Origin of the sequence: Ensifer sp. CCNWLY38 (assembly GCF_037120565.1) — a bacterium.
Lineage (GTDB): Bacteria > Pseudomonadota > Alphaproteobacteria > Rhizobiales > Rhizobiaceae > Ensifer > Ensifer adhaerens_H.
On the sequence record NZ_JBBBBO010000010.1, the window covers coordinates 121,868 to 145,392 of the forward strand.

A 23,525-nucleotide genomic window follows, 5' to 3' on the forward strand; every position below is an offset into this window, starting at 1 on the left:
CGGCGCGAAATCTCGAATGCTCAGCCCTTTGCGGGGCCGACCTCTCCGGAAGATCCTTCCTGCGACTCGGCAACTTCGCTCTTGAGCGCGTCCGCTGCCCGCTGTCTTTCGATGAGTCGCGCCGTATAGATCGAAATTTCGTAGAGAAGGATGGCTGGCAGTGCAAGGCCGATCTGGGAAACGGGATCGGGCGGCGTCAAGATGGCTGCGACGAAGAACGCAATGACGATCGCGTACTTTCGCTTATCCTTGAGGCCCTGGGAAGTGACGAGGCCGACGCGCGCAAGCAACGTCGTCACCACCGGCAACTGGAAGACGAGGCCGAAAGCGAAGACCAGCGACATGATCAGACTCAGGTATTCCGATACCTTTGGCAGGAGCTGGATTGCCACCTGCCCTTCGCCGCCGCCCTGCTCCATCGCCAGAAAGAACCACATGACCATGGGCGTGAAGAAGAAATAGACCAGGGCGCCCCCCATGAGGAACAGTATCGGCGACGCGACCAGGAATGGCAGGAAGGCAGCGCGTTCGTTCTTGTAGAGGCCTGGGGCGACAAACTTGTAGATCTGCGCGGCGATCACCGGAAAGGCGATGACCATTGCGCCGAACATCGCCACCTTGATCTGGGTAAAGAAGAATTCCTGCGGGGCCGTATAAATCAGCTCGATATTGCGATGGTTGAGGCCGGCCCAACCCACCGCCCATTTGAAGGGCAGCACTAGGATGTTGAAGAGACCCTTGGCGAAATAGAAGCAGACGAGGAAGGCAACAAAGAACGCTCCGACGGCCCAAATGAGCCGCCTGCGCAATTCAATCAGATGCTCGATCAGCGGCTGCGGCCGGTCCTCGATATCGCCGCTCATGCTTCACCTTTCTTGCGCGTGCTGGCGCGCGGCTTGGACGTCTTGGTAGCAGGCTCGGCTGGAGCGGGCTTCGACGACTTCTTCTCGGCCACCGCCTTTGCGGGTGGCTCTGCCGGAGTTTTGGGCGCAGCTGCCTTTGGCGTTGCGGATTTCTTTGCCACCGGTGCCGGATCGGCCTTCGCCTTCGGCACCCGCTTGGGCTTGTCAGCCGGAACGGCAACCTCGGCGCGCTCGAGCTGGCGAGTGGCAGAGCCTACGGCCGCAGCGGCGACCGCATCTGCGGGCTTCGCTTCCGCGACAGCTACCGGAGCGGCCATGACCGGCTCCGCAGCCGCGGGCTCGGTGGTACCCATCGTGGCGGGCTTGTCAGGCGTCGTAGCCTTCTGCAGGTCCGATTTGATATCGTTGCCGATCTGGCGGAGCGGGTTCATCGCTTCGCGCAACGCGTTTGCCGGGTTGAGACTTTGCGCATCGCTGATCGTTTTTCGGACGTCGTCCAGATCCGCTTCGCGCAACGCTTCATCGAACTGGTGACGAAACTCGGATGCCATGCCACGCAATTTCGTGGTCATGCGCCCGAATGCCCGCAGCATCGGCGGCAGATCCTTCGGCCCGACAACGACAATGAGAACGATTGCAATGACGACAAGCTCGGTCCAGCCGATATCAAGCATTTGATATGTCCTGCAAATCCATGATCCAGCCCGCCTGGCATCAATGCCAGCCGGGCCCTACGGACGCTTGATCGTTAGCGAACTTCGTCTGACTTGTGGTCGACCGTCTTGTTGTCGATCGTCTTGTCAGCCGAACCGGCTTCGTCCTCGCTCATGCCCTTCTTGAAGTTCTTGATGCCTTTGGCAACGTCGCCCATCAATTCCGGAATCTTGCCACGGCCGAACAATAGCAGGACCACCGCCAAAAAAATTAGCCAGTGCCAGATGCTTAAGGACCCCATGCTCTTACTCCCTTGAGGCTCTCATCAAAATTAAGAGCCTGCCACATGTCAAATTTCAGGCGTGCCGCGGACAATCGCGCCTTGCGATCGACCCTAAGACGTTGATGCGTCTTTTTCAAACAGCAATATATCCCGCTCGTTAACCGAAAGCATTACGTCACGCAATCCTTGCGGCAATTGGTCCGCGCGGATACGGGCGCGCACAATGTCCTCGCAGCCCGGCACGGCCAGTTCCAACAACTCCACCACACCGATGAACCGGCGGGAAACGATGCGCGCAGGCGTGTCGCCACTCTCCTCGCCGACGCGCACGCCGGAAAGCCGCACCGCGACCGAAACGCGTTCCCCTTCACCGTGACGCCCGGCCGCGACGGTACCGACCGGCGTATCGACGCGGCCGTTGCGAACCTGCGCATTGAACACATTGATTTCCGAGAAGAAACCGGCAGCAAAGAGGTTTCTCGGGTGGCGGTAAAGCTCGTCTGCCGTACCGACCTGGACCAACCGTCCGTCTTGCAGCAGCGCAATTCGGTCGGCCATGCGCATCGCTTCTTCCGCGTCGTGGGTGACGACTATCGCCGTCGCCCGGGTCTCTCTGAGGATAGCGAGCGTATCGGCGCGGATCGAATCCTTCAGACGCGAGTCGAGGCCGGAAAACGGTTCGTCCATCAAAAGTACGGCAGGACGCGGCGCAAGCGCGCGCGCAAGCGCCACACGCTGCTGCTCGCCGCCGGAAAGCACGTGCGGGTACTGGTTAGCGTAGTGGGAGAGCCCCACACGCTCGAGTGCCGCGTCCGCCTGGTTCAGGGCTTCCTTCTTTGGAAGCGCCGTCAGGCCAAAGCGGACGTTGTCGCGAATGGACATGTGCGGGAAGAGTGCGAAATCCTGGAACATCAGGCCGACACCGCGTTTTTCGGGCGGCAGGAAGACCGTGGGGCCGGAAATCTCCTGGCCATTGAGCAGAAGGCGTCCCGCGCTCTGCTTCTCGATGCCTGCGGCGATACGCAGCAACGTCGTCTTGCCAGACCCAGACGGACCGAGCAGGCAAAGGACCTCGCCGGCCTTGGCCGCCAGGCTGACGCCCTTGATCGTTTCCTTGGAGTGATAGTTGTGATGAATATCTTCGAAGGTCAGGCTCGCCGCGAAGGATACGCCCGCCGTCCGTCGCGTTGTCATGACGGGAGCGTCCTGCGGATCTGAAACCATGCTTGCATTCCTTGACACCAGTCGCGCCCACTGAAACGGCCGGGCGCCGGGGAAAGCCGATATCCCCATTCAGGTTTTAATCAGCTTCTTCGCCCTTCGGTGTCAAGAGCCCCAGTTCTTCAAGGTCGAGCTGGGTGATGGGGTCTTCGTTCTCGGCAAGCTCGTCTTCGCCCACCGGAACGGGAATATTGAGATTGGACGGCACGCGGCCGGAAAGCAGCCCCGCCCCCTTCAGCTCCTCGATACCCGGCAGGTCGCGCAGTTCTTCGAGACCGAAGTGATCGAGAAAATCACGGGTGGTGCCGAAGGTAACCGGCCGGCCCGGCGTGCGCCGGCGCCCCCTGAAGCGGACCCAGCCCGCTTCCATCAGCACGTCGAGCGTGCCCTTCGACGTCTGGACCCCGCGGATATCCTCGATCTCCGCGCGGGTCACCGGCTGGTGGTAGGCAATGATCGAGAGAACTTCGAGCGCAGCGCGCGAGAGCTTGCGGACCTCCTGTTCGTCGGTCTGCACGACGAAGGAGAGATCGGCAGCCGTGCGGAAAGCCCAATGGTCGGCGACCTGAACCAGGTTGACGCCGCGTGTCGCGTAGAGCGCCTTCAGGCGCGTCATGATGCGACCGACATCGGCACCACGCGGCAGTCGACTTTCGATATAGGTCTCCGACACCGGCTGCGCCGAAGCAAACACCAGGGCTTCCGCGATCCGCTCGGCTTCCTGCTCCAACCGAGGATCGAAGGTCGGCGCCGCTCCGATCTCGTCGTCCTCGTCGGAAGCTGCGGGCACGTACTTTTGGGCTTCAGCCACGGGCTGCCTCCATTTCGGCAAGCGTCTCCGCATCGATCGGGTTCGGTCCGCGCCGAAGGTAGATCGGCGCGAAGGCCTCTTCCTGGCGGATCTCCAGCCGGCCCTCGCGGACCATCTCGAGCGAAGCAGCGAAGGAACTGGCGATCACCGTTGCCCGCTCCTTCGGCGTCGTCATGTAGCGGATGAGAAAATGATCGAGCGCTGTCCAATCGTCGAGACCGCCGATCATGCGCGCCAGTATCAGGCGCGCATCAGCGAGCGACCACACATGGCGCTTCTCGATCGTCACCTGCGTGATCGCCTGACGTTGACGCAGGCTCGCATAGGCGCTCAGGAGATCATAGAGCGAGGCATCGAAACCGGACTTCTTCTCCGTGACGATATGTTCCGGGGCACCGCGAACGAAGACATCCCGGCCGAGCCGGTTTCTATTGATGAGCCTTGTTGCCGCCTCACGCATCGCCTCCAGGCGTTTCAGCCGGAAAGCCAGCGCCGAAGCCATTTCCTCGCCCGTTGGACCGTCGTCCTTCGCCTGTTGTGGGATCAGCAGGCGCGATTTCAGATAGGCAAGCCATGCCGCCATGACGAGATAGTCGGCGGCAAGCTCGATGCGGATGCTGCGCGCCCGCTCGATGAAGGCGATATATTGCTCGGCGAGTGCAAGTACGGAGATGCGCGAAAGATCGACACGCTGGCTACGGGCGAGATGAAGCAGGAGATCGAGCGGGCCTTCGAAACCGGCAAGATCAACCACCAGCGCTTCTTCATGCAGCCCGCGCTCTGCAGTCTCTTCCTGCCACAGGGGCTCCATCGGCGCCTTCGACGCAGGCTTGCCTTGTCTTTCGCCCGCATTGCTCACTGACAGTCCGATCCTTTCCTGCCGGCCGCGCCTACCTTACACCGTCGCGAACAGGCCGTTGAACTCCGTCCGTAGATCGCTTTCGTTCGCATCGTCGGGCGCCCGGAATGCCGCTTCGGCAGCCTTCGCCCGACGCAGGCTCTCACCGGCGAGAGCCGGCACCACGTCGGCGACGGCCTTCATTTCTTCCATTATGCCATGACAATGCAAGACGAGATCAAGCCCCGCGGCAATGATGTTGCGCGCGCGGGTCGTCATGTCGCCGGCCAGCGCGTTCATCGAGACGTCGTCCGACATCAAGAGACCGTCGAAACCGATGTGACCGCGAATGATCTCGCGGACGACCTTCGCCGAGGTCGTCGCCGGATTGTCCGGGTCGATCGTCGTGAAGACCATGTGGGCCGACATCGCCATTACCTCGTCCTTCATCGCAACGAAGGGCAGGAAGTCGCTGGCAGCAAGCTCTTCGAAAGTAGCACTGACCACCGGCAGATTGTGGTGCGAGTCGACGAAGGTGCGGCCGTGACCGGGCATGTGCTTCATGACAGGCAGCATGCCGCCGGCCTTCAACCCCTCGCCCATCGCACGGCCGATCGCCGTTACGGTCTCAGGGTCGTGACCATAGGCACGATTGCCGATGACGTCGTGGCTGCCAGGCACCGGCACATCGAGCACCGGCAGACAATCGACAGTGATGCCGAAGCGCATCAGGTCGAAGGCGTGGAGGCGTCCCATCAGCCAGGCAGCGCGCAGACCGAGCTCCCGGTCGCGGCGGTAGATTTCGCCGATCGCCGCGCCATTCGGGTATTGCTGGACGAGCGGTGGCCGAATGCGCTGCACGCGTCCGCCTTCCTGGTCGATGAGCACAGGCGCGTTCGGATTGCCGATGCTGTCGCGAAGCGACGCCACCAGATCGGAGATCTGCTGCTCCTCGCCGATGTTGCGCCCGAACAGGATGAAGCCCCATGGCCGCTCGCCGGCAAAGAACTGGCGTTCGTCTTCGTTAAGAGAGAGGCCCTTGCAGCCCGAGATAAATGCTTTTGATTCGCTCATTGAGAGAGCATAGAGCGGGCGTCGCCCGGCGCGAAGCCACAAAGACGAAGCCCCGTCGTTCATGCACAAGGCCATGGGGCAACCGAAAACCCTGAAATGCGAAGGGCGCGGCCTATGAGCCGCGCCCTCCTCAACTCTATCCGTTGTGTCCGGCTTACTTGGTCACCAGGCAGCTTCCGCCAGCGCCCTTGTACTTGGAGCACAGGGCATTTGCCTCTTCCTTGGAGCCAGCCGGGATACGGACGCGATAGTAGGTGCCCTTGCCGGCGATCTCAGCCTTGCGGATATCGACGCCGCGGCCGCCAATGACGCTCCCGAACTTGCTGGAAAGGCTGTTGTAGGACTTCTGCGCCTCGGCCTCGGACGGCAAGGATGCGACCTGGATGAAGTATCCGCCGGCCGGAACCGATGCGGTTGCGACCTGCTGCGCCGGCTGCGCTTCTGCAGCGGCAGCCGCCTGCTCTTGGGCCGGACGCACGTTGCTGCGCTCGGCAGCAGTGCCGGCAACATTAGCCGGCTGCTCGACCGGACGCGCCTGCGGCGTCGGCGCCTTGTCGCCTGTTGCCGTCGTCGTCACGCTGCGAACCGGAACCTGTTCGATATCGGCATTGCCCGTTGCGGCAAGCGCCACCTGATCGACATTGGTCGATGCCTGACCGGCAGCAGTGACATCAGCCGAAGCGACTTCCTTCGAGGGCGCTTCCGGCAGCGGCTGTGTCGCGCCGGCAACATCGGTCGCGGGTGCTGCGGCAACCGGCTCTTCACGAGCAACCAGCGTGCCATCCGGCTTGACGATCATCGTGCGCACCTTGCGCGGCGCGACGGCCGGTGCCTTGTCTTCTTCCTGAGCGGCAGTCTGGGCGCCGCCATCCGGCAGCAAGCGAGCGCCGTCCTCGTCATCGGCCGGCAGGTTGGCCTGCAGGCCATCCGAGTCCTCGCTGCCTTCGAGCGGCAGCGTTTCCGGCGTCAGCGTCTTCTGAACGACGTCCATCGGCTCTTCGGTCGAAGAAACCAATGCTTCCTGCTGCGGCGCACCGGCTTGGGCTCCAGCGACGCGGTCGTAAACGGCCTTGTCCTGGTTCGGGACAGTCTTGCCGCCCTTTTCTTCCGGCACGACCTTAACCGGCCCCTTGTCGGCGAGAATGATCTTGGGACCCTCGGCAGAGGTTACCGCACCACTGCCGCCCATCCAGGCGTAGACAGCCGCGCCGCCGAGAATGATGACGCCAGCAACGCTAGCCGCGAGCAGCATCGTGCGCTGCGACCGCCGACCCGAGCCGTAGTCGCGATAATCGCCCGCATCGTCCTGGCTCTGCACCGGGGAAACTCGCTCGGCATCACGCGTCGGGGACTTCCGTTCGGTGATGGATCGGCGGAAATCCTCTTCCATCGCCTTCTCGAATTCGTCGAAATCGTCGAGCGCGCCGCCTCCGAACGACGGATTTGCATTTGCTGCCGGGGCCGGACGAGCCGCCTCGGCCTTTTCAACCGCGGCCGGACGGGCATCCTTGGCGGCCGGAGCCGGCGTGCCGAACAGCTGCGCCATTTCCGCGTCGATATCGAGATCGTAGTCTGCCGGATAGGCGACCGGCTTTTCCGTTTCGATAACGGGAAGCTGCGGCACGTCCATGTCGGCGATCGGCGCAACACCATTCTCGGCTTCGGCGATCATCGAGGGATCGAAGGGCAGCGTGCTTTCAGGCTGCACGTCCTGCTGCTCCACCGGGGCCGGAGCCACGAAGGTTTCGACAGAACGTTCCGGTTCGCGCTGCGGAGCAACCGCCTCGATGACCGGCTGCGCAGCAGCCTGCGGCACGACCGCAGGTGCGACGGCAATCGGTTCGGTCGGTCCGAGGTCCGCAAGATCGAGCTTCAGTGCGGCATCGGAGAGCTCCATTTCGAAGTTCTCGATGTCGAAGCCCGGCTCGTTCTCCGGCTCTGCAACGGGCTGGACCGGCTGGGCAGCCTCGACCACCGGCGTAACGGCAGGCGTGGCGACTGCGGCAGCTGCCGCAACAGGGGCCGCCTGCGTCACGAGCGGACCGGCAAAGGCGCGCTGCTGGCTGGCGCCGGAGGGCGAAGCAACGGGCGTCGCGCGGCTGAAGGTCGGCGTAAAGGGATAGGGGCTCTTCTTCACCGGCGTCGCAAACGTATTTACCGGGGCGGCGGCGGGAGCAACGACCGGCTGTTGCGTGGCGTGAAGGGCCGGATGAGACTGCACGGCAGCGGCAACCACGGCGGTCACCGGCGGAACCGGGAAGCGCTCGATATCCGCAAGAAGATCGTCGCGGGCATTGTCATGGCCAGCCGGCTCTTCCGGGATTGTCTCGTTCACGTATACGGCCTCGTCCACGCGTTCCTCAGGAACGGCGTCAAGGCTAGCGACGTCAAGGTTGGCAACGTCAAAGTTGGCAACCTCAAGGCTCGGCTCGTCGTAAACCGGGAACGGTTCGGCGACAGCAGCGGGCTCGGCCCAAGCCGTCGACAAATCTGCGGCCGGCGCCTGCCAGTCGTCGACGACCTGTTCCTTCGCCTCAGATACCGGCTCTTCTTCGAACGGCAACAGATCGGCTTCGCCGAGCGACAGTTCGAGCTCGCGCTCCAGATCGAACGCCGGCTCATCGGCGACGAATTCCGCGCTATCGACTTCGGCACCCTGAGGGACGGCCGAGAACGACTGCACCTCGACAACCTGCTCCGGCTCCTCTTCGGTGACGGCGGCCGGCGCTGCGACCGGCTCTGGCTGACGGAATATCGGCGCCTCGTCCTCTTCCGCGAAATCGGCTACCGGCTCAATCCGGGCCTCTTCGACCGGTTGCGGCGCCGAAACCGACTCCACAGCAGGCTGCTGTCCAGCACGGGGTGCATCGTAGCTGTCGAAAGCGCGAAGGAGTTCGTCTTCGAGATCGAAGGCGGGATCCTGACGGACCGCCTCCTGATGTCGCTGCAACTCTTGCAATTGCTGTACGGCCGGACGGGCATCGTAACCGACGATCCGGGCGAGTTCGGCCAACGGATCATCGTCTGCCAATACATCGAATTCAGCCGGCCCGCTTCGTGCGAATTGTTTGTCTGCCATGCTCTCCACTCACAATTGCCTGTATTTATGTGCCAGTGCATTGTGGGAAAATGGTGACAATACTTATCGCATTTCCTCCGGTGCGGAGGTGCCTGTAATAGACAGGCCGGACTTCAATACCGAAGCGACAGCATGCACCAGCCCGAGTCTGGCAGTACTTAATTGTCTATTTTTATCGTTAACAAAACGTAATTCCGGATTCTCTTTACCTTTGTTCCAGTGTCCGTGGAAGGCAGCGGCAAGATCATACAGGTAGAACGCGATGCGATGCGGCTCCTGAGCCAGTGCCGCGGCCTCGATCACGCGTGGATATTCTGCGAGCTTGGCAACGAGCTGAAGCTCCGTCGGATCCTCGATCTGTCCCTGAACCGCACCGGCGAGATCAAGCGATTCGATGTCCAGACCCGGGAAGGCGTCCGCCGCCTGGCGGAACACAGACCGGCAACGCGCATGCGCATACTGCACGTAAAAGACCGGATTATCCTTGGACTGTTCTGTAACCTTGGCAAAGTCGAAGTCGAGCGGCTCGGAATTCTTCCGGTAGATCATCATGAAACGAACCGGATCACGGCCGACTTCATCGACGACTTCGCGCAGCGTGACGAAATCGCCGGAGCGCTTCGACATCTTCACCGGCTCACCGTCGCGGAAAAGCTTGACCAGTTGGCAGAGCAGAACCGTAAGTTTCGACGAACCGCCTGACACGGCGCGTGCCAGAGCCTCGAGCCGCTTGACGTAACCGCCATGGTCAGCGCCCAGCACATAGATCATCTCGTCGAAACCGCGGTCGAACTTGTCCTTGAAGTAGGCAACGTCGGCGGCGAAGTAGGTGTAGCTTCCGTCCGACTTGATCAGCGGCCGGTCGATGTCGTCACCGACCTCCGTCGAGCGGAACAGCGTCTGCTCGCGATCTTCCCAATCCTCCGGAAGCTGCCCCTTCGGCGGCGGCAACGTACCCTTATAGACGTGCCCCTTGAAGGTCAGGTCGTTGATTGCCGTACGAATCGCAGCCGCCCCATTGGCATGAAGCGTGCGTTCGGAGAAGAAGACGTCGTGAGTAACGTTCAGCGCCGCGAGATCCTCTCGGATCATCACCATCATGGCATCGATCGTCCGGTCCTTGACGAGCGGCATCCACTTGTCTTCGGGCATCAGGCGCAGGCTCGTGCCGAATTCATCGGCGAGCGCTTCGCCAACCGGAACGAGGTAATCACCCGGATAAAGACCCGGCGGGATTTCGCCGATGTCTTCACCAAGCGCCTGGCGATACCGCATGAAGGCAGAACGTGCGAGAACGTCGATCTGCGACCCGGCGTCGTTGATGTAGTATTCCTTGGTCACCGCATAACCGGCAAAGGCCAAAAGGTTGGCAAGCGCGTCGCCGACGACGGCGCCGCGGCAATGGCCGACATGCATCGGTCCCGTCGGGTTGGCCGAGACATATTCGACGTTGACCTTGCGGCCCGAACCGACGGTGCTGCGGCCATAGTCGACGCCGGTGCGAACCATGTCCGACAGCAGCTTCTGCCAATAGGAAACCGAAAGCCGGACGTTGATGAAGCCCGGGCCGGCAACGGTCACTTCGGTGACTTCCGGATCCTGCTTGAGCTTCTCAACGATGAGTTCAGCGAGCGCCCGCGGGTTCAGGCCGAGGGGCTTGGCCAGCACCATGGCGGCATTGGTGGCGACATCGCCGTGGCTTGGATCGCGCGGCGGCTCGACATTGACACGGCCGAAGTCAAGTTCGGATCGCTTTTCTCGAACGCTTTCAAGCGTTTCGAGAATGTCCTTAATTCTTGATTCGAAGTCCGTGAAGAGATTCATCTGATCCGTCCGCTTTTCCCGACCACATGTGGCCGGCGCAAAACTCAAAAAGGAGGCTCGGTTCGGTTGAACCGTAAGCCTCCGGGCGGGGCGTCCCTACCGCAAATCCGGCGTGTGGTCAAACAAGCGCTTGTGCACGCTGATCGCGAAGGTATCGGTCATGCCGGCCAGATAGTCGCCGACATGACGGGCCCGCGCCGGCTCGGCCATGCCCGAGATCTGATCGATCCAATAGTGCTCCCGCATCAATTGCGGGTCGTCCATGAAGGCATGATAGAGATCGCAGACGATCGACGCCGCACCTTCCCGCACCCGCATCACTTCCGGGTGGCGATAGATCCGGGTCATCAGCAGACGCTTGATCTGCTTATCCGTCTCGCTCATCTCCTCGGAGAACGTCGCCATGACCGTACCCGCCTGACGTACGTCGGTTGCGCTCTCGGGGCGAATGTCCGCGATACGCTGCTGGGCGACGCCGATCACGTCCTCGACCATTGCCGTGATCTGACGGCGCATGATTTCGTGCGTGAAGCGGCTGCTTTCAAGGCCGGGATAGCGATCGTGAACCTCGCGCATCAGACGAGCAAGGAACGGCACGTCTTCCAGCATCTCGAAGGTCAAGTAGCCGGCCCGCAGGCCGTCATCGATATCATGGGTATTGTAGGCGATATCGTCGGCGATGGCCGCGACCTGCGCCTCCAAGCTCGCGTAACTCGCCAGTTCCAGATCGTGAAGAGCACAGTAGTCCAGGATCGGCTGAGGCACCGGTCCGTGCGTGCCCTGCCCGTCGGGCGTGAGTAACGGCCCATTGTGCTTGACCAGCCCCTCAAGACTCTCCCAGGTCAGGTTCAGCCCGTCGAACTCGGCGTAGCGCCGCTCAAGTTTGGTGACGATGCGCAGCGACTGGGCATTGTGGTCGAAGCCGCCATAGGGCTCCAGCATCTCGTGCAGGGCATCCTCGCCGGTATGGCCGAACGGCGTGTGACCGAAATCGTGAACGAGAGCGACCCCTTCGGCGAGGTCCTCGTCGAGCTTGAGGGCACGCGCCAGGGCACGGGCGATCTGCGCCACTTCGATCGTGTGCGTCAGCCGCGTCCGATAGTGGTCGCCGTCGGCAGCGATGAAGACCTGCGTCTTGTGCTTCAGCCGGCGAAAGGCCGTCGTGTGCACGATGCGATCGCGATCGCGCTGGAAATCCGAACGTGTCGCGCTCGACGCTTCCGCATAGAGCCTGCCGCGCGTTGCCCAGGGGTTCGACGCGAACGGTGCGTGTTCACCATAACCGAAGCCCAGCGCATTTTTGTCGAATGTCATTTTCCACCCAAATCGTCATCCCATTGACGGGACATTGAAGCCTTCATACCTATAGTGAAAGCCACGGAAACGCGTCGCGCAAGCATCGACCGATTCCGCAAGCGAAAGCAACGGCTTGGCTGCGGGGGTTAAAACGACCTCCGGCATTGGCCGAGGCGATGCTGCAACGACAATCAAATCTCTCCGTTTCTTGACCCCGGCAGGAGGCAGATATGACGCAAGAAACCGTGACCCTTTCGGACGCTGCTGCGAAGCGGATCGCCACGATCCTTCGTTCGGACAGTCACAACAACGCGATGCGGGTGTCCGTCGAAGGCGGCGGCTGCTCGGGATTCTCCTATAAGTTCGACCTGGTCGATAGTGCCAACGACGACGATCTGGTGCTGGAGAAGAACGACGCCAAGGTGCTGATCGACAGCCTGTCGCTCGTCTATATGGGCGGCTCGGAGATCGACTTCGTCGACAACCTGCTCGGCCAGTCGTTTCAGATCAAGAATCCGAATGCGGTCGCAAGCTGCGGATGCGGAACGAGTTTTTCCATCTGAGCCGACGACCACCTGGCCTGCCCGCGGTCGCCGTCAGAGATACGGCGACCCCAGCCAAAGCACACGGTTCGCCAACCGGTCGATAAGTGGCTCGGCGCGCAGGGCCTCGAGCGTGACCGGTTCGGCCGAAGCCAGAACATCCGATATCATTCCGCTGATCGTACGGGCGAAACCGTCGTCCAGCACTTCGAGATCGAATTCGAAGTTGAGACGCAGGGAACGCGGATCGAGATTGGTCGACCCAACATAGGTCCAGCGCTCATCCACGATCAGAAGCTTCGAATGATTGAAGGCGCCCTCGGCGCGCCAGACCCGACAATGACCTTTCAATACCTGATCGAACTGCGCGGTCATTGCGCGATCGACCAGAAGCAGATTGTTGACCGCCGGCACGATGATGTCGACCTCGACGCCCCGGCGCGCCGCGGTCACCAAGGCGCTGATCAGTTCGCGATCCGGAAGAAAATAGGGCGACATCACGCGGATGTTCTTGCGCGCCACCGAAAACGCCCCCATCAGCATCTTGTGATTGGTTTCGTTGGTGGCGTCCGGCCCTGAGGGTATGGCGCGCATCAGCACGGAAGGCGTTTCTGCCGGCAAAGGCATTTCTTCGAGCGTCCAGGCGCCGCCCGTCAGCATCTCCCCACTGGAAAACTGCCAGTCCTCGGCGGCGACCTGAAAGATGTCGGCGACCACCGGGCCCGTTACCCGAAAGTGCGTGTCGAGGGCCGGCACCTCGCCGGCAATCTCGCTGCTAAAGCCCGCCCGGATGTTCATGCCGCCGGCAAAGGCGACGCGGCCATCGACCACGAGAATCTTTCGGTGCGTGCGCAGATTGGCATAGGGCAACCTCAGCCCCATGATGATATTGCCGTTGAAGACGGCCGTCGGAACGCCGGCCGTCTTCAGATGGCCGACAATGCTGGGGACGGAGTAGCGCGCGCCGACTGCGTCGATCAGTACGCGCACCTGGACGCCACGCGCGATCGCGGCGATCAAGGCGTCGGCGAAGCGAAGGCCGACCACGTCGCGATCGAAGATATAGCTCTCTATCAGGATGCTGCGCTGCGCACCGGCAATGGCCGCCAGCATGGCCGCATAGGCAGCGTCCCCGCCGGCCAGCACCTCGATGCCGTTGCCGGAACACATGCGGTGCCGGGAAACACGGTCGCCGAGGATTTTCATCGCGGCAAAACGATTCCCGAAACGTCCGGCAATGTCTGTTTCAGAGATATCGAACCTGCCGAACTGATCGGGGCCTTGCCCGCGCAGCAGTGCGCGTTGCGAGCCGATCGAGGAGCGCCGGATGCGGTTGATGCCGGCAACCGCATAAAGCAATGCCCCGACGATCGGCGAGAGCAGAACGACACCGACCCAACCGGCGGCGGCGCGAACGTCGTCCTTGGTCATGGCGGCGTGAATGGCAGCCGGGATGCCAAGCGCGAAGGACAGCAGCGCCAGGATATGCGGCCAGTAGTTCTGCACGAGATCGATCATGCGCCGGACTATAGCCGGCCATGGATCGGAATCAATTCGAGCAGCCGCACCTATACCGTATATAAACTGCGCGCGGCGCCGCACGTCGTCGTTGCCGCTCCGCCGCAGGGCTGAAAGTCCGCAGGTATCGGATTTGTCAAAAGAATCCGGAGCAGCTAGAAGAGTCCCGCCGTAAGGACTCACCTATATGGAAGGGCGTTTCGAGCCATGAAGATTGCCACCTGGAACATCAATGGCGTCAAGGCGCGAATCGACAGCCTGTTGGCATGGCTGAGGGAAGCCAATCCGGACATCGTCTGCCTGCAGGAGATCAAGTCTGTCGACGACGGCTTTCCTCGTCTGGAGATCGAAGCGCTCGGCTATCATGTCGAGACCCACGGCCAGAAGGGCTTCAACGGCGTCGCCCTCCTCTCCAAGCTGCGTCCGGACGAAGTCAACCGCGGCCTGCCCGGCGACGACTCGGATGAGCAGTCGCGTTTCATCGAAGGCGTGTTCTCGGTTGCCGGCGGCGTGATCCGCGTCTGCTCGCTCTACCTGCCGAACGGCAATCCCGTCGATAGTGAGAAGTACCCCTATAAGCTCGCCTGGATGCGCCGACTGACCGCCTATGCCGAGCAGCGCCTTCTGCTCGAAGAGCCCTTCATCCTGGCCGGCGACTACAACGTCATCCCGGAGGAGCACGACTGCTGGGACATCAAAGTCTGGCAGAACGACGCACTTTTCCTGCCGGAGACGCGCGAGGCCTATCGGCGCCTACGCAATCTCGGTTTCACCGACGCGGTGCGGGCCACCTCAGACGCGGTGCCGCTCTATACGTTCTGGGATTATCAGGCCGGCTGCTGGCCGAAGAATTTCGGAATTCGCATCGACCATCTGATGCTGTCGCCGGAGGCAACCGATCGCCTGGTTTCGACATCGATCGACAAACATGTTCGCGCCTGGGAAAAGCCCTCGGACCACGTCCCTGTTATCGGCGAGTTTGCTTTCGCGGCCGCCTGAGGCGCGGATCTGCCGTTCGGCTATTCAGTGCTGGCTGAGGGGTAGCCGCGCGGCGAACTCAGTCGTCGTCACCCTGCATATGCAGATTCTGCGAAAGCGAGATCGCCGTACGGCGATCATCTTCGGTGGCAAGCGAGAATGCCTGCTCCTGCATCGACTGGAGCCAGGGCCGATCCTTCGGCGAACACTGGTCGAGCGCGGCGGTCATATAGGCGAGACCGCGAATGGTCTGGCCTTCCTGGAAGATCACGTTGCCGAAGACACCCATGGCACCGGCATGGCCGCTCTTGCGGGCACGGTTGAGCCACTTCTTGGCTTGCTGAACGTTGACGCTACCGCCTTCGCCCGAAAGCAGCATGCGCGCAAGCTGGAACTGCGCCTCAGCGACACCAAAGGTCGACGCCGCCTGGAAATAGAGTTGCCGCGCCTGGGCCATATCCGACTGGATCGGGCTGTCGGGAATGCCGCGTCGGTAGTAGCCGGCAAGAGAGATCAACGCGTTGACGAAATAGCCGGTATCCTCAGAACCCGGCTCCACACCCTGCTGGGCGATCTCGCTGTAGATCTTGAAGGCCTCGAGGTCGTTTTCGGCGACGCCGTCGCCATAGGCATACATATTGGCCAGAGCCCAGCGGGAGCCGGTATGCCCCTTCTCCGCAGCGTATTTGTAGGCCTCGACGGCCTCGTCCTTGCGGCCGTTCTTATAAGCGGAGAAACCGAACTTGAAGAGCGCGAAGGGACCGGATTCCTTCGTGACGCCTGCCCCCGGATCAAAGGCAAGGGCCGGCATGGTGCTGGTCCCGCAGACCGCCAGCGACACGCCGAGTATCGCAACCTTTAGTGACTTCAGTTCACCCGCAAGCATCACAGTCTAATTCTTCCGTTCCAGCCGGCCACGCCGAACTCATCACCGCTGCAAACACAAACGCCCGGACGACACGACGCCGCCCAAAACTTCACCAACTCCGCCGAGAACATCGACGCACCCATTCCAGAACGAAACTTCGACACGTGCTTCGAAAAGACCATTTCAGTCGACCACTTGCACAAAGGTGCCGAAGGCCACATCTGAGATGAACATCGACAGTCCAAGTTTCACTTCACACCAAACGCCGCAGGTTTCGTTTTCACGGTTGCAGGTTTGTCTCTACTATCGCTGCTCCCTGTTTGTGGCGGGAAATGGACATAGCCGGGACGAGTCCGATGCTAGCAAACTCTAGCATTAAATGTGTTGCTGAATCGTCACATTAGCGAACGGTGCAAAGGCAACAGCGAACAGTTCCACATCAAAAAGAAAGGCCCGGTCGAAACCGGGCCCAAACAGTCAGATTGGCGAAGGATCAGAACTTGACCTTAAGGGACGTCGATATGGCGCCGAAGAAATCGTTACCGTAGTCGTAGGACACATCGCCGCCGATAACCTGCCCGTCGAAGTTAACGGGGCCCGAACTGCCGCTCGTCAGGATGCCCACTGCACCAGCCAGTCGAAGCTCGATATTCTTGTTTGGCGAATAGGATACACCCGAGCCAAGCGACCAAGTATCGGACTGAGTGCCATAGCCGTGGCTGGTACCGCGGTCCCAGGTCAGGCTAATAGCGCCGTTCCACTGATCGTTGAACTTGTGACCAAAGCCGCCTGAAATCGTCCAGCCGTCTCGATAAAGCAGGTCAAGCGAGGTGCAGGGCTGAGCCAGGGTTCCGCCCGACGAAGGGCAAAACTTGAGAACCTGGAGTTGGCTCCAATCCGTCCATTTGACCGAGCCGAAGGCGACCCAGTCGGGCGCAATACCGGACTGAATCTTCAATTCGAGTGAATCCGGCATCGATGCAAAGCCGGAGACCCCATAGAAGTTAACCGGAGCCGGCCCGCGAACGTCACGCAGGTCGATCGTTCCCGCAAGGTTGTCGAGGTCCACGGCACTGTTGTAGACGAGGCTCGCCCGCACTGCGTATTCAGGAATTTCGTAGCCGACGCCAGCGCGCCAGCCCCAACCATCCCCCTCGAGATCCAGCCGACCGATGCCGGTACGCCCGGCGGCCAATACCGGTGGCACGCCCGTGAAATCCTGAACCAACCGCTCCTTGAAGCCGCTGACCTCTTGGTAGAAGACGCCGCCGATGATGCGGAACTGACCTTGGCCGACGTCCCATTTATAGGAGCAGGTTGCGGCGTAGTTGTCGCTTTCGACCTTCGTCTCGACGTTGTTGTTTGCACCGGCCCAGTTGAGGCCCGGGTTGGTATGCGCACCCCAGGGCTGCGAATAGTCGGCCATACAGTCGATATCGTCAGCAAAGCGCGCCTTGACCCCAACGCGCGGAACCCAATAGCTCTCGGTATCGTCGGCGGTATTCGGTCGGGAATTCAAGTTACCACCGCCAGCACCCGGCCCCGTTCCATTAAACGGGAAAACCGCAGACGTCGTATCCGTGTCTCTGACATTCTTCAGTTCGCGCTGCGGATTGACGTAGGTCGCCGAAGCTTCACCGGCGTAGTCCGACGGGTCGAACAGCAGATCGATGTTGTAACCACCGCGCTCAAGACCGCCGGCGTGGGCCGCCGACGCAAACAGCAAACCAGCCGCCACCGTCAGGACGCCACGCTTAAAATTCATGTGAGCCATCAAGCTCCTCCCCTGCACTGCAATCTGCGACATTCCACCTCATGCCGCGTGTGGCGGAAGTATTCTCACGAACATGTGAAATCGCAAATGCCAGATGCAGAGGCGGTGCGGCACTATGCGTCACATAATTTACGTAAGATTCTCATGATTTAGACACATTCGCGCATTTCCGAAATGATATTCCGGAAAATAGGTAAATAACCCAATAAAATAGGAAAAACTTCCAACACTCGCGAAAGCTGTGTCGTGGAGACAACAATATTGGTTTTTGCTGGAGATCAACAAAAATGGCCGTTGAAACTCCGCCTGCCCATGCCAAGCGATTTCGTGAACGGTCGACAGTATTCAGCTCAGCGATTCGATCGCGAAGCGCGCCTCGGCAAGTATATAAAATCATACTAAAATAAAAAATCCGCGACGGACCTGTCGCGGATTTTGACTTCCTTGGTCGATCAACCCTGTAGGCGGTTGCACCCTTAGCGTGCTTCCTAGCCGGCTTCCGCCACGCGTGTAAGCGCGACGCCAAGCGAATCTTTCTGAAGATCAAGCTCCACCAGGCGCTCACGCTCTGCTTCCACCAGTTCCGGTTTTGCGTTCGCGACGAACTTTTCATTGGCCAATTTGCCAAGAATACGCTCGCGCTCCGCATCCACCTTGGCGATCGCCTTCTCCAGGCGCGACTTCTCGGCAGAGAGATCGATCAGGTTGCCCAGCGGCAGGCACGCGGTCGCCTCGCCCACAACGATCTGGGCACTGCCGCGCGGGGCGACAGTCGCATAGTCGATGTGTTCGACACGCGCCAGGCGCGCGATTGCCGGAGCATGCTGCTGCAGGCGTTCGCGCGTCAGATTGTTCGCACCGACGACGATCAGCGGCGCGGTTGCTGCCGGCGGAACATTCATCTCCGAGCGTACGGAGCGGATGCCCGAAACGAGGTCGATCAGCCAGTTGATCTCGTCGGCGGCCGCATCATCGGCATACGAAGCCGCCGGCCATTCGGCGTGGCAGAGCAGCGTCTCGCGCTCGCGGCCCTCGCCTGCCGTCTGCCCCCAGAGCTCCTCGGTCATGAACGGCATGAACGGGTGCAGCAGCTTGTAGATCTCGTCGAGAACATAGGCGACGCAGGCCTGCGACTCGCGCTTGGCCGCCTCGTCCTCGCCGTTGAAGACCGGCTTCAGCAGTTCGAGATACCAATCGCAGAACTGGTTCCAGACGAAACGATAGAGACTGCCGGCCGCTTCGTTGAAACGATAGGCCTCGATCGCCTCGGTGACGTCGCGGATGGTGCGCGAAAGCTCCGTCAGGATCCAGCGGTTGATGGTGAGCGACGCGGCTTCGGGGATGAAGCCGTCGCTGTCGACCACGCCGTTCATCTGGGCAAAACGCGTCGCGTTCCAGAGCTTCGTGCCGAAGTTGCGATAACCGGCGATGCGGGCGGGATCAAGCTTCACGTCGCGGCCCTGGGCAGCCATGATCGCCAGCGTGAAGCGCAGTGCGTCAGCCCCGTATTCGTCGATGAGTTCGAGCGGGTCGATGACGTTGCCCTTCGACTTCGACATCTTCTGGCCGTTCTTGTCGCGAACGAGCGCATGGACGTAGACCGTATGGAACGGCTCGACCGGGGTGCCGTCTGCATCCTTCATGAAGTGCAGACCCATCATCATCATGCGGGCGACCCAGAAGAAGATGATGTCGAAGCCCGTCACCAGAACGTCGGTCTGATAGTACTTCTCCAGTTCCGGCGTCTCGTTCGGCCAGCCGAGCGTGGAGAACGGCCAGAGCGCCGACGAGAACCAGGTGTCGAGCACGTCTTCGTCGCGGGTCAGGATTTCGCCCGGCTTGAAGTTTTCGAGCAGGTCCTCGACATAGGCCTTCATCGGGCCTTCATGCGCGAGATAGTGCTGGATCGCGGCGTGCAGCGCCTCTTCCTCGGTCTTCTCGACGAAGACCTGGCCATCCGGGCCGTACCAGGCCGGGATCTGATGCCCCCACCAGAGCTGGCGCGAGACGCACCAGGGCTGGATGTTCTCCATCCACTCGAAGTAGGTCTTTTCCCAGTTCTTCGGAACGAAGTTCGTCCTGCCTTCCTTGACGGCGGCAATCGCAGGCTTCGCAAGCGTCTTGGCGTCGACGTACCATTGTTCCGTCAGGCGCGGCTCGATCGGCACGCCGCCACGGTCGCCATGAGGGACCATGTGTTTGTGCGGCTCGATCTTGTCGAGCAGGCCAGCTTCTTCGAAGATGCGGACGATGATCTTGCGAGCCTCGAAGCGATCCTTGCCTTCGAGTTCGTCCCAAGCACCATGCAAGGCTGCCGGATCGGAAAGCCCTTCGAGGAACTCTTCGTTGTCCTTGATGGTGATGCGACCTTCGATCGTCATGACGTTGATCGCGCTGAGGCCTGCACGCTTGCCAACGTCGAAGTCGTTGAAGTCGTGCGCAGGCGTGATCTTCACCGCGCCGGTGCCGGCCGTCGGATCCGCATAGCTGTCGGCGACAACGGGAATGCGCCGGCCGACGATCGGCAGGATCACATGTTTGCCGAGGAGCGGCTTGTAGCGCTCGTCGTCCGGGTTGACGGCAATGCCGCTGTCCCCGAGCATCGTTTCCGGGCGGGTGGTCGCGACGACCAGGTAGTCGCGCTTCTCCCATTCGGTCGCCTTGCCTTCCTCATTGAAGGCAACCGGATGTTCATAGGTGACACCCGGCTCGAGCGGATAGCGCAGATACCAGAGATTGCCGTTGATCTCGTGCTGCTCGACCTCCAGATCGGAAATCGCCGTCAGAAGCTTCGGGTCCCAGTTGACCAGGCGCTTGTCCTTGTAGATCAGCCCTTCCTTGTAGAGCGAGACGAAGACCTCCAGAACGGCTTCCGAGAGGCCGTCGTCCATGGTGAAGCGTTCACGCGACCAGTCGCAGGATGCACCGAGCCGCTTCAACTGATTGAAGATCAAGCCGCCGGATTCGGCCTTCCACTCCCAGACCTTCTCAATGAAAGCCTCGCGCCCCATCTGCCGACGGTGCTGCTGGGTTTCCATCAGCTTGCGCTCGACGACCATCTGGGTCGCAATACCCGCATGGTCCATGCCCGGCTGCCACAGCACGTCCTTGCCGCGCATGCGCTCGAAGCGAACCATGACGTCCTGAAGCGTGTTGTTGAGCGCGTGGCCCATGTGCAGCGAACCGGTCACGTTCGGCGGCGGGATCACGATGCAGAAGCTATCGGCGCCGGGCTTGGCACCCGCACCTGCACGAAACGCGTTTTCTTCGTCCCACTTCTTGGCGATACGCGGGTCGACGGATGCGGAATCGTAGGTCTTATCAAGCATTTTGGAGCCAATTTTGGAGAGTGATGTCTGTGTCTTGTAAACCGGAACGGCCGGTGCAAGTCAACACGAACGCAAAAAGCCGCGACGGTCGCCGCGGCCCCACGCATCAAAAGATCTGAATTTCAGCGACGCGGCCCGCGGGCAACACGCTCGATTTCCTCGCGAACCAGCCGTTCGACGAGTGTCGGCAGATTGTCGTCCAGCCATTCCTGCAGCATCGGCCGCAGCATTTCCTGGGCAATTTCGTCGAACGAACGCCTTGCGCCCTGATCCACCGCGAGAGCGAGATTGTCGAAGGATTGCGCGACCTTCCGGCCGACTTCCGGAGAGACGATGGCTGCGATCGCCTTCTCGGGGACCACCGTGTCGATCACGGGCGCCGCCGGCGCTGGCGATTCGACGGTGTCGCGACGCTCCGATAGCGCCGGAGCAGCGACGGCTTCCGCATCCTCGTGTGTCTCTGGGGCCACGATCGGCTGAACGGCCGGAGCCTTGGGCGCTGATACCGCGGCCATGCGCGACGTTACGACGGGGCTGTCCTGGATCGCCGGCGCTGGCGCGACCGGCTGCGTTTCGCGCGGGGCAAACCCCGTCGCGTGGCGCTCCGACGCTGCACGAACGCGTGCGGCGACATCAGCCAGCGAAAGCGGCGGCTGCGCAGCCGCAGTGCCAGTCTCGGAGGAGACGATGGAAAGCTCTACGGCAGGAGCCGCTGGCGTGGGCCGCGATGTTTCGGCAGGTTCCTCGCGCCGGCCGAAGGCAACGGTCTCGATCTCGCTGTCGATCGTCAGCTCGATCTCGTCACCCGCCTCGTCCTCGAAATGCTCCTGCGGTGAAAGCCCGGCCTGCCCAGGCTCATTGCTCTCGATGATCTTGCGAATGGATGCCAGGATCTCATCCATCGAAGGTTCACGCGCGACATTGAGCTGTGCCATTTCTATCCCCGTTTGACGCGGCCGGCATGTGTTTCAAAACAGGACATGCGCCGATTTCCGACAAACCTTATGTGAGTTCGCGGACGAAACATACGCCACGAATCAGCCACTCAGATCCTTGCACAGATTTGTTTTCAGGGGAAAAAATAGAAACGCCCCGGGGAGACCGGGGCGTTTTCTTTAGCGACCGTCGACGGTTCGAAGACCGAACCATTTATCCTTGACCGCCTCGTAATGTTCTTCGGCGCGATATTCGGCCACCTGCAGACCCTGGCTCTTCACGGTCAGCCGCGCGGAGGCTGCAAGCAAGGTATAGCTCGCGACGACCGCGTCGCGCTGCGCAAGCGCCAGGAGTTCCTGCGCCTGCAGCACGTCCTGCTGCGAATCGAGAACGTCGAGGGTCGTGCGCTGGCCGACTTTGCGCTCTTCAATGACGCCATCCAGTGCCAGCTTGGCGGCAGAGATCTGCGCCTTGTTGGCGGAAATGCGCGCGATCGCCGCCTCGAGCTGAGCATAGGCCGAAACAATCGTTTCCTGGATCGATGCTCGCGCCGAATCAACCAAAATGCGCTGTTGTCCGAGGCGTTCCTTCGCCTGCCTGATCTGGCCGTATTCGAGGCCACCCTGATAGATCGGAACCTCGAGGCGAGCCGTTATGCTCGATGTGTTGCTGTCAATGCCGTCACCGACATTGCCGGTGGTCCGGCCAACCTGCCCTTGAAGCGTGACGCCGGGCAGCATCGTGCCCTCGGCCGACTTCACCTGGAAACCTGCCGAATCGACCGAGTACTGCGCCGCCAGAATGGTCGGGTGGTCGCGCAGGCCGCTTGCGACCGCCTGGTCGAGCGAGCGCGGCAGGTTCTTCGATGCGGGAGACGCCTGCTTGATGTTCTTCGGCAAGTCGCCGACGATCCGCACATAGGTCGCTTCGCTCTGCTTCAGCTGCGCAACGGCGACGATAAGCTGCGACTGCGCGTTGGCGAGCGAAGCCTCTGCCAGACTCACGTCCGTACGGGTGCCCTCACCCACATCAAGCCGCGCCTTCGCCGCGTTCACCTGTTCCTGAAGGAAGGCGATGTTCTGCTTGCGGATCGACACGAGCTGCTGATCGCGGGCGATATTGGAGTAGATGGTCGCCGCCGAAAGCAGGATCTGCATCTCGTTGGCGAGCAGCGATTCGCGGGTGGCAAACACGTTCGATTCGGCCGCGCGAACATTGTTCAGCGTCTGAAAGCCATCAAAGACCATCTGCGTTATGGAGACGCCGACCTGCCCCTGGTGAACGTCCTGACTTCCGGAACTCTCCCTGTCGATGGTCGAAAGCGTCCCGCTGGCGAAAGCAGCCACCTGGGGGCGAAAGCCGGACTTGGCGATCGGCACGCTCTCATCGGTGGCGCGCAGGCCCGCCCGCGCAGCGTTCAGATCCGGGTTGTTTGCGTAGGCTTTGGCCATTGCGCCGAAGATCGTCTCGGCCAGTACTGCGTGCGGGGCAAGCAGCACACTCGTCGAAACGGCGGCCCACAGGGCCGCTTTGCGGACAATCGACACCATTACTTCTCTCTCCGATCGGGGGCGGCAAAGCCTGCCCTCATTTCCCGCAGCGCTGTCCTCGTTACAAAACGGCGCTGCCTAGACACG

At 61.3% G+C, this 23,525-nt stretch carries 18 protein-coding genes; 2 read left to right on the forward strand and 16 right to left on the reverse strand.

Features of this window, described 5'->3' with window-relative positions; translation table 11 throughout:
• Positions 1 to 20: 20 nt before the first annotated feature.
• From tatC to V7S54_RS21785, 10 genes are all read right to left on the reverse strand, one after another.
• Positions 21 to 863, reverse strand: coding sequence for a twin-arginine translocase subunit TatC (gene tatC, locus V7S54_RS21740; RefSeq protein WP_065376921.1), 843 nt, complete (start codon positions 861 to 863; stop codon positions 21 to 23).
• Positions 860 to 1,537: a Sec-independent protein translocase protein TatB gene (tatB, locus tag V7S54_RS21745; protein ID WP_065376922.1), complete on the reverse strand. Its 678-nt coding sequence runs from the start codon at positions 1,535 to 1,537 to the stop codon at positions 860 to 862. Before tatB ends, tatC begins: the two co-directional genes overlap by 4 nt.
• Before the next feature lie 74 nt (positions 1,538 to 1,611).
• Positions 1,612 to 1,818, reverse strand: a complete 207-nt coding sequence (locus V7S54_RS21750) for a twin-arginine translocase TatA/TatE family subunit (protein WP_065376923.1) — start codon at positions 1,816 to 1,818, stop codon at positions 1,612 to 1,614.
• A 93-nt stretch (positions 1,819 to 1,911) separates the two neighbouring features.
• A complete protein-coding gene (locus V7S54_RS21755; protein WP_065376924.1) occupies positions 1,912 to 3,024 on the reverse strand; it encodes an ABC transporter ATP-binding protein in 1,113 nt (370 codons plus the stop codon).
• A 76-nt stretch (positions 3,025 to 3,100) separates the two neighbouring features.
• Complete coding sequence (gene scpB, locus V7S54_RS21760) at positions 3,101 to 3,832, reverse strand: SMC-Scp complex subunit ScpB (protein WP_065376925.1); 732 nt, start codon at positions 3,830 to 3,832, stop codon at positions 3,101 to 3,103.
• Positions 3,825 to 4,691: a segregation and condensation protein A gene (locus tag V7S54_RS21765; protein WP_442892591.1), complete on the reverse strand. Its 867-nt coding sequence runs from the start codon at positions 4,689 to 4,691 to the stop codon at positions 3,825 to 3,827. The genes scpB and V7S54_RS21765 overlap by 8 nt, the downstream gene beginning before the upstream one ends.
• Before the next feature lie 36 nt (positions 4,692 to 4,727).
• Positions 4,728 to 5,744 (reverse strand): beta-N-acetylhexosaminidase, encoded by a 1,017-nt coding sequence (gene nagZ / locus V7S54_RS21770; RefSeq protein WP_065376926.1) that lies wholly within the window; start codon positions 5,742 to 5,744, stop codon positions 4,728 to 4,730.
• Positions 5,745 to 5,898: 154 nt separating this feature from the next.
• Entirely contained in the window at positions 5,899 to 8,823 is a 2,925-nt protein-coding gene (locus tag V7S54_RS21775) for an SPOR domain-containing protein (protein ID WP_065376927.1), read from the reverse strand.
• Positions 8,824 to 8,886: 63 nt separating this feature from the next.
• On the reverse strand, positions 8,887 to 10,647 hold the full coding sequence (gene argS, locus V7S54_RS21780; RefSeq protein ID WP_065376928.1) for an arginine--tRNA ligase: 1,761 nt from the start codon (positions 10,645 to 10,647) through the stop codon (positions 8,887 to 8,889).
• Positions 10,648 to 10,743: 96 nt separating this feature from the next.
• Positions 10,744 to 11,961, reverse strand: coding sequence for a deoxyguanosinetriphosphate triphosphohydrolase (locus tag V7S54_RS21785; protein ID WP_065376929.1), 1,218 nt, complete (start codon positions 11,959 to 11,961; stop codon positions 10,744 to 10,746).
• Between the two features lie 212 nt (positions 11,962 to 12,173).
• Here V7S54_RS21785 and erpA point away from each other — a divergent pair, with 212 nt between their 5' ends.
• The gene (gene erpA, locus V7S54_RS21790; RefSeq protein ID WP_057255803.1) at positions 12,174 to 12,506 is read left to right on the forward strand and encodes an iron-sulfur cluster insertion protein ErpA; all 333 of its coding nucleotides are present in this window, start codon (positions 12,174 to 12,176) and stop codon (positions 12,504 to 12,506) included.
• Positions 12,507 to 12,539: 33 nt separating this feature from the next.
• Here erpA and V7S54_RS21795 read toward each other — a convergent pair whose 3' ends face one another.
• Positions 12,540 to 14,003 carry a phospholipase D-like domain-containing protein gene (locus tag V7S54_RS21795; protein WP_065376930.1) on the reverse strand — a complete coding sequence of 488 codons (1,464 nt, stop codon included), beginning with the start codon at positions 14,001 to 14,003 and terminating at the stop codon, positions 12,540 to 12,542.
• Positions 14,004 to 14,210: 207 nt separating this feature from the next.
• On the opposite strand from V7S54_RS21795, the gene xth reads away from it, so the two are divergent.
• Positions 14,211 to 15,002, forward strand: a complete 792-nt coding sequence (gene xth, locus V7S54_RS21800) for an exodeoxyribonuclease III (RefSeq protein ID WP_065376931.1) — start codon at positions 14,211 to 14,213, stop codon at positions 15,000 to 15,002.
• 58 nt (positions 15,003 to 15,060) lie between these two features.
• Here the strand turns inward: xth and exoR are convergent, their stop codons facing one another.
• From exoR to V7S54_RS21825, 5 genes are all read right to left on the reverse strand, one after another.
• Positions 15,061 to 15,867 (reverse strand): exopolysaccharide production regulator ExoR, encoded by an 807-nt coding sequence (gene exoR, locus V7S54_RS21805; RefSeq protein WP_058320613.1) that lies wholly within the window; start codon positions 15,865 to 15,867, stop codon positions 15,061 to 15,063.
• Positions 15,868 to 16,342: 475 nt separating this feature from the next.
• Positions 16,343 to 17,623, reverse strand: coding sequence for an OmpP1/FadL family transporter (locus tag V7S54_RS21810; protein ID WP_065376932.1), 1,281 nt, complete (start codon positions 17,621 to 17,623; stop codon positions 16,343 to 16,345).
• 488 nt (positions 17,624 to 18,111) lie between these two features.
• A complete protein-coding gene (locus V7S54_RS21815; RefSeq protein WP_057255793.1) occupies positions 18,112 to 20,952 on the reverse strand; it encodes a valine--tRNA ligase in 2,841 nt (946 codons plus the stop codon).
• A gap of 122 nt (positions 20,953 to 21,074) precedes the next feature.
• A complete protein-coding gene (locus V7S54_RS21820; RefSeq protein ID WP_065376933.1) occupies positions 21,075 to 21,887 on the reverse strand; it encodes a PopZ family protein in 813 nt (270 codons plus the stop codon).
• A 180-nt stretch (positions 21,888 to 22,067) separates the two neighbouring features.
• Complete coding sequence (locus V7S54_RS21825; RefSeq protein WP_065376934.1) at positions 22,068 to 23,438, reverse strand: TolC family outer membrane protein; 1,371 nt, start codon at positions 23,436 to 23,438, stop codon at positions 22,068 to 22,070.
• Positions 23,439 to 23,525: the final 87 nt, after the last annotated feature.